This is a genomic window from Hydrogenophaga flava NBRC 102514, assembly GCF_001571145.1.
Lineage (GTDB): Bacteria > Pseudomonadota > Gammaproteobacteria > Burkholderiales > Burkholderiaceae_C > Hydrogenophaga > Hydrogenophaga flava.
Map to the genome: position 1 here is coordinate 1 of NZ_BCTF01000066.1, position 1,466 is coordinate 1,466.

The window sequence follows — 1,466 nt, forward strand, 5'->3', positions numbered from 1 at the left end:
CCACCACCTGACCGCCGCGCACGGCGATTTCGGACGCGTTGGCGGCCAGCTGGTTGGCCTGGCGCGCCGCGTCGGCGCTGTTCTTGACGGTGCCCGTCAGTTGCTCCATGGAGGCCGCGGTCTGCTGCAGGTTGCTGGCCGCCTGCTCGGTGCGGCTGGAGAGGTCCTGGTTGCCCGAGGCGATCTCTGCGCTGGCCGTGCCGATGCTGTCGCTGGCCGTGCGCAGCGCGCCGATCATGCCGACAAAGCGCTGGCGCATGTCTTCAACCTCGCGCACCAGGCGTCCGATCTCGTCATTGCGGTCCGTGGCGAAGCGCTGGCTCAGGTCGCCCTGGGCCACGGCCGTGACCGCGACGGTCAGGTCCCCCAGGGGACGGGTGACATTGCGCCGGACCAGCCAGTACAGGCCCAGCCCCAGCAGGGCGGTGGCCGCAGCCAGCAGGCCCCAGAAGGCGTACATGGTGGCCCAGTGCGCCGCCATGGCCTCGTCGTCCGACACCTCGGCCACCACCCACCAGCCACCGGCCTTGGTGGAGCGTTTGACCACCCAGGGGCTGGACAGCTCGTTCGAGACCAGCGGCGTGGTGTCCGCCACGAAGGCGTCGGGCGTGGCCCGCAGGCTCGCCAGCAGCGGCCCGGCCGAGGGATAGACCTCCAGCACCTTCTTGCCCGCCGCCGTGGGGTGCACGACGAACACCGCGTCCGCATCGCTCTTGCGCGGATCGATGATCACGGTGGAGCCGTTGTCGAAGAAGCGGGCTTCGCTCACCAGCTTCTGCAGCGCGGTCTGGAAGTCCGAGAGATCGAAGCCGATGAACAGGATGCCCACCACCTTGCCGGTGTGGTCCTTCAGCGCCTCGTAGTGCGTCATGTAGGGCTTGCCGAACAGCACGGCGCGGCCGGTGTAGTTCTGGCCCTGCAGCATCAGCGGGTAGGCCGGGTGGTCGCGCGCCAGCAGGGTGCCGACGGCGCGCTCGCCGTTTTCCTTCTTGAGCGAGGTGGTCACCCGCTCGAAGTCCTCGCCCTTGCGCATGAACACGGTGGCCACACCGCCGGTCATCTTGTTGAAGTCGTCCACGTCGCCCGTTTCGCCGTTGAGGCGGAACGACCAGCTCTTGATCAGTCCGCTGGCCTCGTCCAGTTCAAAAAACTGGGAGAACTTGGCCCGGAATGGCCGGTAGGCGCGGTCGGTCATCAGGCGCGCGGTGGCGTCGAAGGCGTCCACCGAATCGGCCACCGACTGGGTCTTGTCACCCACCCACTGGACGATCCGCTCGCGCGAGCGGTCCTCGGCCACCATGCTCATGACGACACTGATCGTCACGAGCACACCGGAGAGCATGGCCACCGCCAGCAGCGCGACGCGACGTGCCAGCGAGCGGTTGTTGATGGTTGGTGTCTTCATGGCTTACTGCAGGCTCTGCGAACCGCTGTCCATCAGCCCCATGTCGGGGCTGCTCATCAGC

At 67.8% G+C, this 1,466-nt stretch carries 1 protein-coding gene; it reads right to left on the bottom strand.

What is annotated here, in order from left to right:
• Positions 1-1,405 (bottom strand): methyl-accepting chemotaxis protein (locus tag HFL01S_RS24395; protein ID WP_066263938.1); only part of this gene is annotated, 1,405 nt, incomplete at its 3' end.
• Positions 1,406-1,466 lie beyond the last annotated feature (61 nt).